General features: G+C 68.6%; 6 protein-coding genes. 1 reads left to right on the top strand and 5 read right to left on the bottom strand.

Annotated features, from left to right (window positions below):
• Window positions 1-132 precede the first annotated feature (132 nt).
• Complete coding sequence (scpC, locus tag AC5JLE_RS02205; protein WP_032960979.1) at window positions 133-1647, bottom strand: succinyl-CoA:acetate CoA-transferase ScpC; 1515 nt, start codon at window positions 1645-1647, stop codon at window positions 133-135.
• 386 nt (window positions 1648-2033) lie between these two features.
• Here scpC and glnE point away from each other — a divergent pair, with 386 nt between their 5' ends.
• A complete protein-coding gene (glnE, locus tag AC5JLE_RS02200) occupies window positions 2034-4829 on the top strand; it encodes a bifunctional [glutamate--ammonia ligase]-adenylyl-L-tyrosine phosphorylase/[glutamate--ammonia-ligase] adenylyltransferase (RefSeq protein ID WP_496064981.1) in 2796 nt (931 codons plus the stop codon).
• Between the two features lie 361 nt (window positions 4830-5190).
• On the opposite strand, the gene AC5JLE_RS02195 is transcribed toward glnE, so the two are convergent.
• The 4 genes from AC5JLE_RS02195 to AC5JLE_RS02180 form a co-directional block, all read right to left on the bottom strand.
• A complete protein-coding gene (locus AC5JLE_RS02195; protein ID WP_014645727.1) occupies window positions 5191-5751 on the bottom strand; it encodes a queuosine precursor transporter in 561 nt (186 codons plus the stop codon).
• Between the two features lie 75 nt (window positions 5752-5826).
• Entirely contained in the window at window positions 5827-6342 is a 516-nt protein-coding gene (locus AC5JLE_RS02190; RefSeq protein ID WP_241884872.1) for a hypothetical protein, read from the bottom strand.
• A gap of 32 nt (window positions 6343-6374) precedes the next feature.
• Window positions 6375-6878, bottom strand: a complete 504-nt coding sequence (locus tag AC5JLE_RS02185) for a hypothetical protein (RefSeq protein WP_241884871.1) — start codon at window positions 6876-6878, stop codon at window positions 6375-6377.
• Window positions 6879-6897: 19 nt separating this feature from the next.
• On the bottom strand, window positions 6898-7749 hold the full coding sequence (locus tag AC5JLE_RS02180; RefSeq protein WP_241884870.1) for a DUF2145 domain-containing protein: 852 nt from the start codon (window positions 7747-7749) through the stop codon (window positions 6898-6900).
• Between the last annotated feature and the right edge of the window lie 198 nt (window positions 7750-7947).

Raw genomic sequence — 7947 nt, 5'->3', positions numbered from 1 at the left:
GGTTCTTTTCCCGTGGCTTTATATTGGGCCAGGGCCGGGGGCCGGGCCCCCGGGTTTTGTTCGCCCCGGCGGGGGGCGGGGTGTTGGGCACCCCGCCCCGCGCCCGGCTCTACCCGATGTCCGGACCCGGGGTCAGCCCTTCATCGTGCCCGTATCCAGCCAGCGCTGGTGCCACGACAGTGCTTCGGGCAACAGGTGCGGGGTGTGCTTGCCGTAGCTTTCGCGGCTGGCACGGTCGAAGTAATCCTGCAGCTGCGGGCGGAAATCCGGGTGCGCGCAGTTGTCGATCAGCACCTGCGCGCGCTTGCGCGGGGTCAGGCCACGCAGGTCGGCCAGGCCCTGTTCGGTGACGATCACCGACACGTCGTGCTCGGTGTGGTCGACATGGCTGGCCATCGGCACGATCGCCGAGATGGTGCCGTTCTTGGCAGTGGACGGGCTCAGGAACGCCGACAGGAAACCGTTGCGGGCAAAGTCACCCGAACCGCCAATGCCGTTCATGATCCGCGTGCCCATCACGTGCGTCGAATTGACGTTGCCGTAGATGTCCACCTCGATCATGCCGTTCATGCCGATGCAGCCCAGGCGGCGCACCAGTTCGGGATGGTTGGAGATCTCCTGCGTGCGCATGATGATGCGCTCGCGGTAGAAATCGATGTTCTCCTTGAACGTCTCGTTGGCCTGCGGGCTCAGCGCGAAGCCGGTACACGAGGCGTAGCTCAGCACGCCATCGCGCAGCAGGTCGAGCATGCCGTCCTGGATCACTTCGGTGAACGCGGCCAGGTCGCGGAAACCACTCCTGGCCAGGCCGGCCAGCACGGCGTTGGGGATGTTGCCCACGCCCGACTGCAGCGGCAGCAGGTTCGGCGGCAGGCGGCCCTTCTTCACCTCGTGCTTGAGGAACTCGATCAGGTGCGAGGCGATCTGTTCGCTGGTCGCATCGATCGGACTGAACGGGCTGTTGCGGTCCGGGCCGTTGGTGCGCACCACGGCCACGATCTTGTCCGGGTCGCAGCGCAGCGCGGTGTCGCCGATGCGGTCGTTGGCGTTCACCAGCGGAATCGGCTTGCGGTGCGGTGGCAGCGCGGTGCCGTAGTAGATGTCGTGCATGCCGTCGACGCCGGCCGGTTGCCATTCGTTGACCTCGACGATCACCTTCTTGGCCAGGTCCAGCCAGGTCTTGTTGTTGCCGACCGAGGTGGAGGGCACCAGCGAGCCATCTTCGCGGATGGCCGAGACTTCGATCACGGCGGTATCGATCTCGCCGTAGAAGCCGAACCACACGTGCTGGGCGACGTGGCTGAGGTGGATATCGATGTAATCCAGCTTGCCCTCGTTGATGCGGTTGCGCGCATCCGGATCGCTCTGGAACGGCATGCGCATGGCGATGCCATCGGCCTTGGCCAGCGCGCCATCGAGTTCCGGCGCGGTGGAGGCGCCGGTCATCAGCTTGATCTGGAAGGGCTGGCCCTGGGCGTGCACCGCTTCGATGCGGCGGGCCAGTTCGACGGGAACGGCCTTGGGATACCCGGAGCCGGTAAAGCCGCTCATGGCCACGGTTTCACCGGGCTGGATCAGCGCGGCTGCGGCCTCGGCGGAGACCACGCGGTCACGAAGACGCGCGTTGGCGATGCGATCAACAGACATGACGACAGTGTTTCTGGGGGGAAACCCGATTATCGGCCATCCTCATCCGTACGGGGGGTTCTACCTTCGTGGAATGGCTTTTCCCCATCGGGGTCACCCATACCCACCGGTTTTGTTTTGCAGTGCAGCGTGCAAAGTGCTTTCGCAGCCCGCACGATGGCCCTGCATCCCGACGTGGGGGAGGGAGCAGAGCCCGCTGGCAGTTCGCTGCAAGCGGGCTTTTTTGTTGCCTGCCGCCCAGTATGAATGCGCGGCACCCCTTCGGGGTCGGATCCTTTTGCCAAGGGCAAAAGGCTCTGACCCCAGCAGCGGCATCAACCGGCGGCACCTCGGGGTCAGAGCCCTTCGCCGTTGGCAAAGGGATCCGACCCCGCGAGAATCAGCGCATGACCCTCGCCCCCGCTGACCTGCCCGCCTCCCTGCAGCCCCTTGCCGACCGCGCCCTGGCGCGCCTGGCCCAGGTCCTGCCCGAGCCCGTTCCTGCCGAGCTGCTGCCGCTGCTGACCCGGCTGGCGGTGGCCAGCGACTTCGCGCTGGACACCCTGGTGCGGCAACCGGCGCTGCTGGCGCAGCTGGCCGCGCCCGGCTGCCCGCCGATCCCGGCGCCGGTGCTCGATCCGCTGCAACCCAGCGACTGGCCGGCACAGCTGCGGCGCTGGCGCACCGCGATGTCCACGCGGCTGATCTGGCGTGACCTGGCCGGGCTGGATGACGTGGCGCAGACCCTGGCTGGCGCCACCACCCTGGCCGAGGATTGCCTGCGGCTGGCGCTGGACGCCCTGCAGCAGGAATTCGCACAGCGGCACGGCGTGGTCCGTGATGGCGCAGGCGTCCCCCAACAGCTGGTGGTATTCGGCCTGGGCAAGCTCGGCGGTGGCGAGCTCAACTTCAGTTCCGATATCGACCTGGTCTATGCGTACCCGCAGGGCGGCGAATCCGACGGTCCGCGCGCGCTGGCCGCCGAGGAATATTTCGCCCGCCTCGGCCAGCGCCTGGCCAAGCTGCTGGACGAAACCACGGTCGATGGCTTCAGCCACCGCGTCGACCTGCGCCTGCGCCCGTTCGGCAGCGCCGGTCGCGTCGCGCTGTCGTTCGCGGCGATGGATCAGTACTTCCAGCGCGAAGGCCGCGACTGGGAGCGCTATGCGTGGCTGAAGGCGCGCGCGGTGGCCGGCGACATCGACGCCGGCGAAGCGTGGTTGCAGACCCTGCGCCCATTCGTATACCGCCGCTACCTGGATTTCACCGCGCTCGACGGCCTGCGTGAGATGAAGGCGGCGATCACCGCCGAAGTCGCGCGCCGCGAGCTGCACGAAGACATCAAGCGCGGCGCCGGTGGCATCCGCGAAATCGAGTTCCTGTGCCAGGCGCTGCAGCTGATCCGCGGTGGCCGCGAGCCCGCGCTGCGCGAGCGCCGCCTGCTGGTGGCACTGGACGCGCTGGTGGCCGCCGGGCAGATTGCGCCCGACGATGGCAGCGCGCTGCGTGAGGCCTACCTGTTCCTGCGCCGGTTGGAGAACCGCCTGCAGATGCTGCGCGACGCGCAGACCCACGTGCTGCCCAGCGACGCGCTGGACCGCGCGCGCATTGCCATCGGCCTCGGCTACCCGGATTGGGAGGTACTGCGCGCGGCCCTGGCCGAACAGCAGCAGCGGGTCAGCACCGAATTCGCCGCGCTGCTGGCCCCGCGCAAGGGCCAGGCCGCGCCCGACGCGCTGGCCAACTACTGGCGCAGCCTGCCCGAGGGCAGCAACGCGCCGTTGCTGGCCGAAGCCGGTTTCCTCGATGCCAATGGCGCCGATCAGTCGCTGCGCGATTTCGCCCAGGGCACCGGCGTGAAGTCATTGTCCGACGCCGCGCGTGCACGGCTGGATCGCGTACTGCCGGCGCTGCTGCATGCGGCCACGCGTTCGCCGCAGCCCGATGCCGCGCTCAAGCGCGTGCTTGGCCTGCTGCAGGCGGTGCTGCGCCGGACCAGCTATCTGGCGCTGCTGGACGAACAACCGAGCGCGCTGGCGCGTCTGGTCGATGTGCTGGCGCGCAGCGCGCTGCTGGCCGAGCGGCTGGTCGCGTATCCGCTGCTGCTGGATGAACTGCTGGATGTGCGCGTGTCCGGGCCGATGCCCGATGCGGCCGGCATGCTGGCCGAATGCCAGCAGGTGCTGGCGGTGGAAGATCCCGAATCGGCACTGCGCTGGCTCAACGAGACGCGGCTGGCGCTCAGTTTCCGCATGGCGATGGCCACGCTGGACGGCCGCCAGGGCGCGGTGGACAGCACGCGGCAACTGGCCGAACTGGCGCAGGCGGTGGTGGTCACCGTGCTGGCGATGGCCGAGGCGGACATGCGCGCCGCGCACGGCGCGATTCCCGGTGGACGTTTCGCGATCATCGGCTACGGCAGCCTCGGCGGGCTTGAACTGGGCTTCGGTTCCGACCTGGACCTGGTATTCCTGCACGACAACCCGGCCGGCGTGGAGGCTAGCGACGGCGCGCGTCCGCTGGAGCCGGGGCGCTGGTATGCGCGGCTGGCGCAGAAGGTGATGGCGCTGCTCGGTGCGGTCACCGCCGCCGGCCGCCTGTACGACATCGACGTGCGCCTGCGCCCGGATGGTGGCAAGGGTTCGCTGGTGTCTTCGCTGGCCAGTTACACCGAATACCAGCGCGAACGTGCGTGGACCTGGGAACACCAGGCGCTGGTGCGCGCGCGTGGCGTGGCCGGCGATGCCAGCCTGCTGGCCGATTTCGAGCAGGTGCGTGCACAGACGCTGGGGAGTGAGCGCGACATGGAGGTGCTGTATGCCGACGTGCTGAAGATGCGTGGGCGCATGCGCACCGAACTGGACCGCAGCGACGCCGCACGGCTGGACCTGAAGCAGGGTGCGGGCGGCGTGGTGGACCTGGAATTCCTGCTGCAGACCGGTGTGCTTGCGCGCAGTGCGCGGCACGTGGCGTTGCTGCAGCCGCGCGATACGCCGTCGTTGATCGATGCGTTGGCTGGTGCTGGTTTCCTGCCCGATGCCACCGCGCAGGCGCTGCATGGCGCGCACGCCACGCTGTTGGACGTGGGCCTGGCCTGCACACTGGACCGGCGCCCGCGGCTGGCCCCGACCACGCCGGCGATTGAAGAGGCGTGTGCAGCGATTGCGGCGGCGTGCAGAGCGGCAGAGCTGCCGTTCGCCTGAGTGCCGGATGGCGGAGGACTGCAGTTGGTAGATGCCAACCTTGGTTGGCATGAATGCCAAGCGCCAACCAAGGTTGGCGACTACCGGATCAATGGCCCTGCGATGGCCCGCTGTTGGTAGGTGCCGACCACCGGTCGGCACCCACCGGCTCAATGGCCCTTCGATGGCACGCCGTTGGTAGATGCCAACCTTGGTTGGCATGAATGCAAAGCGCCAACCAAGGTTGGCGACTACCGGATCAATGGCCCTTCGGTGGCCCGCTCCTGGTAGGTGCCGACCGTTGGTCGGCACAATCTGTCGGCAGCGATGAGTTCTGCAGGGCGTGTCGACCAACGGTCGGCACCCACCGGATCAATGGCGGTCAGCTGGTGGCGCGCAGCGGCGCCATCTTCCACAACAACGCGCGGAACGGGGCCAGCAGGCAGACACCGATCGCCAGCTTCACTGCCAGGTCGCCGGCGGCCCAGCTCACCCACGGCAAGGTAGAACCGGCAAACGCGATCGACCAGAAAAGGGTGGTGTCCACCGTCGCGCTGCAGGTGGTGGCCACCATCGGTGCGCGCCACCAGCTGCCGCGGCGCAGGCGGTCGAACACGGTGATGTCCAGCAGCTGGGCCACGATGAACGCCGAGCACGAGGCAATGGCGATGCGCGGGGTGGCCACCCAGATCGACAGCAGCACCGCCACCGCGAAACCGATCCACGCCACGCGGCGCGCCGGGCCCGGGCCGAAGCGGCGGTTGATCAGGTTGCTGACCAGGAACGCGACCGGATAGCTGAAGGCGCCCCAGGTCAGCCAGTCGTTGATCGGGTACTGCACCAGCACGTTGGACAGCAGCACCACTGCACCCATGGCCAGTACCGCCAGCACCAGGGCGCGCGGGGTCAGCGGGGCAAACAGAGGGGCAGGACGCACGGACATGGCGAGCCAGGGGGACAAAGGGGATCGCCCATTATCCGCCCGGCCTGCGGCAAAGCCAAAACCTGTCGTTCAGCTTTACAGCGCTTCACTCATCACATCACCGGCGGCATAGGCCGTCGGCACATAGGCCAGGGTCTGGCCCTGCGCGCTCTTCACGTTCCAGCCGGCACCGGCCTCGGTGGGGTCGAAATGCACCCGTTGCCCGACCACGAAGGCTGCAGTCGGGTTCTCGCCCGGCGGCTGCACCGGCCAGCGCAGGGTGGCGGTGTGGTCGGCCTTGTCCGGTACCTGCAACTGCACCTGGCGTTCGCCCGTGGGCGTGGTCTCCACCTTCTTCACTTCCATTGGCGGCAGCGGCACCGCCTTGGTGCGGGTCGCCCTGGCATTGCGTTCGCTGGCCTTGAACGGCGCCTTGGACAGTTCGGACAGGCCCATCGAGGCCGCCATCGGCAGCGACAGCACCACGAATGAGGTCACGATCACGCTGGCCTCGCTGCTGTTCAACTGCGGCGCGGCGCCGGCATGGACGGTGGGCACCAGCAGCGCGGAGAGCAGCAGGGCAGAAGCGGGAACGCGCAGGCAACGGAACATGGAGACCTCCTGGTCAGCGTGGGGACGGCGGCTCAGCGCCGGGTATCGAAGATGTCGCGCGGGCCGGTGGCCTCGGGCAGGTATTCCAACGGGCGGCCCTGGTTGTCCTTCAACTGCCAGCCCTGGTCCGCGCCGGTCGGTTCGAAGTTCACGGTCTGGCCCACGGTGAACTGCACGGCCGGGTCGCCGATGCCGCGCGGGTACTGCATCGATGCGGTGTTCTGCGGATCGTTGGCATCGCGCAGCAGCACTTCGCGGCGGCCATCGACGGTGGTGGCAATCGCGCTCACCTCCATCTGCGGCAGCTTGATCTGCTGCGGGCGGGCCAGCGGCTGGCCGGCATCGGCGGCATCCTGGGCTTCCTTCGCCGCGGCGGCGCGGACCGAGGCCACCATCTGCGTGGACATTTCCAGGCTCGGTCCCTGCGGGCCCGGGTCATGGATGATCACGATGCGGCGTTCGGCATGGGCGGCCGATGACCAGGCCAGCGCGGTGACGATCAGCATCGATACCAGGGAGTTGTGCAGCAGACGCATGTCGTTCTCCTTGCGGGATTCAGGGCGAGGCGGCGGTGGCACCGGCCACCGGCACATGGGGGATCACCAGTTCCTGCTGCAGCTGGCTGCGCTGGTGCAGGAAGTCGAACGCCGATTCCACCGTCACCACCGAATAGTTGCCGGAGATGCGTTCGCCGGCCGGATGGTCGGTGGTGGTGGCGTTGGCCACGAACAGGCGCGCACCCACGCGCTTGCCCAGGCCGATATGCAGCACGCTGGGCTGGTACTTCTGCTGGCGCAGCCACTGCTGTGCCTGTTCGCGCTTGACGATGGCCGGCGCGCCTTCGGCCTGCGCCATCGCCGCCGCCAGCACTTCCAGCACCCACTGGTTGGAGTTCTGGTAGTCGGTGGCGAACGGGTAGGCGACCACGTTGTACTTGGTTTCGTGCAGCGCCTTGGGCTGGATCGACGGCGGCACCAGCATCGCGCGCAGTGCGGCACGCAACGGTGCCGACGGCACGCCGATGCGCAGGTCGGTATGGCCGCCGCTCTCGCCGACGAAGTTGCCGAGGCCCTCGTGGTACAGCTGCGAGCTGTCGGTCTTGCAGCGGTTGAGCAGGTGCATCGCGCGCCAGCGGCCGTCGTCCTCGCGCAGCAGGAAGGCCAGGTGGCTGTGGCGCAGGCCATAGCGGCTCAGGTCCTGGCCACCGCGCGCGGCCACCACCACGTCCACATCGGGCAGCGCGTCCAGGCGTTCGGCGGTGGTCCAGGCCACGTCCAGCATCGCCGCCTGCGACGCCACGCTGGGGGAGCGCTCGCGGCAGGCGGTGCTGTTGGCCCAGGCCGGTGCGGTCGCCAGCAGGCTGGCGATCAGCAGCGCGGCGCGGGGCAGGCGGGAAAAACGATCCATGTCGGTACCTTCAACGGCGGGCAGGCCCGCGCGCCGATCATACGCTGCTCAGCGCAGCGGGCGATCCACGCCCTTGCGCCGCGCAATCGGGTAGTGCCGGGCGCCGGCCGGGCCCCCCGCGGGTTTGGGAAGCATTGAGCGGTTGCGCGGCCCCGCCCCCCCCAAAGGGGAACAGGGGGGGGGGACCCGGCCCCCGGG

This window comes from Stenotrophomonas sp., assembly GCF_059505245.1.
The sequence above is the reverse complement of the archived record's forward strand: the minus strand, read 5'-3'. Positions and strand labels throughout refer to the sequence as shown.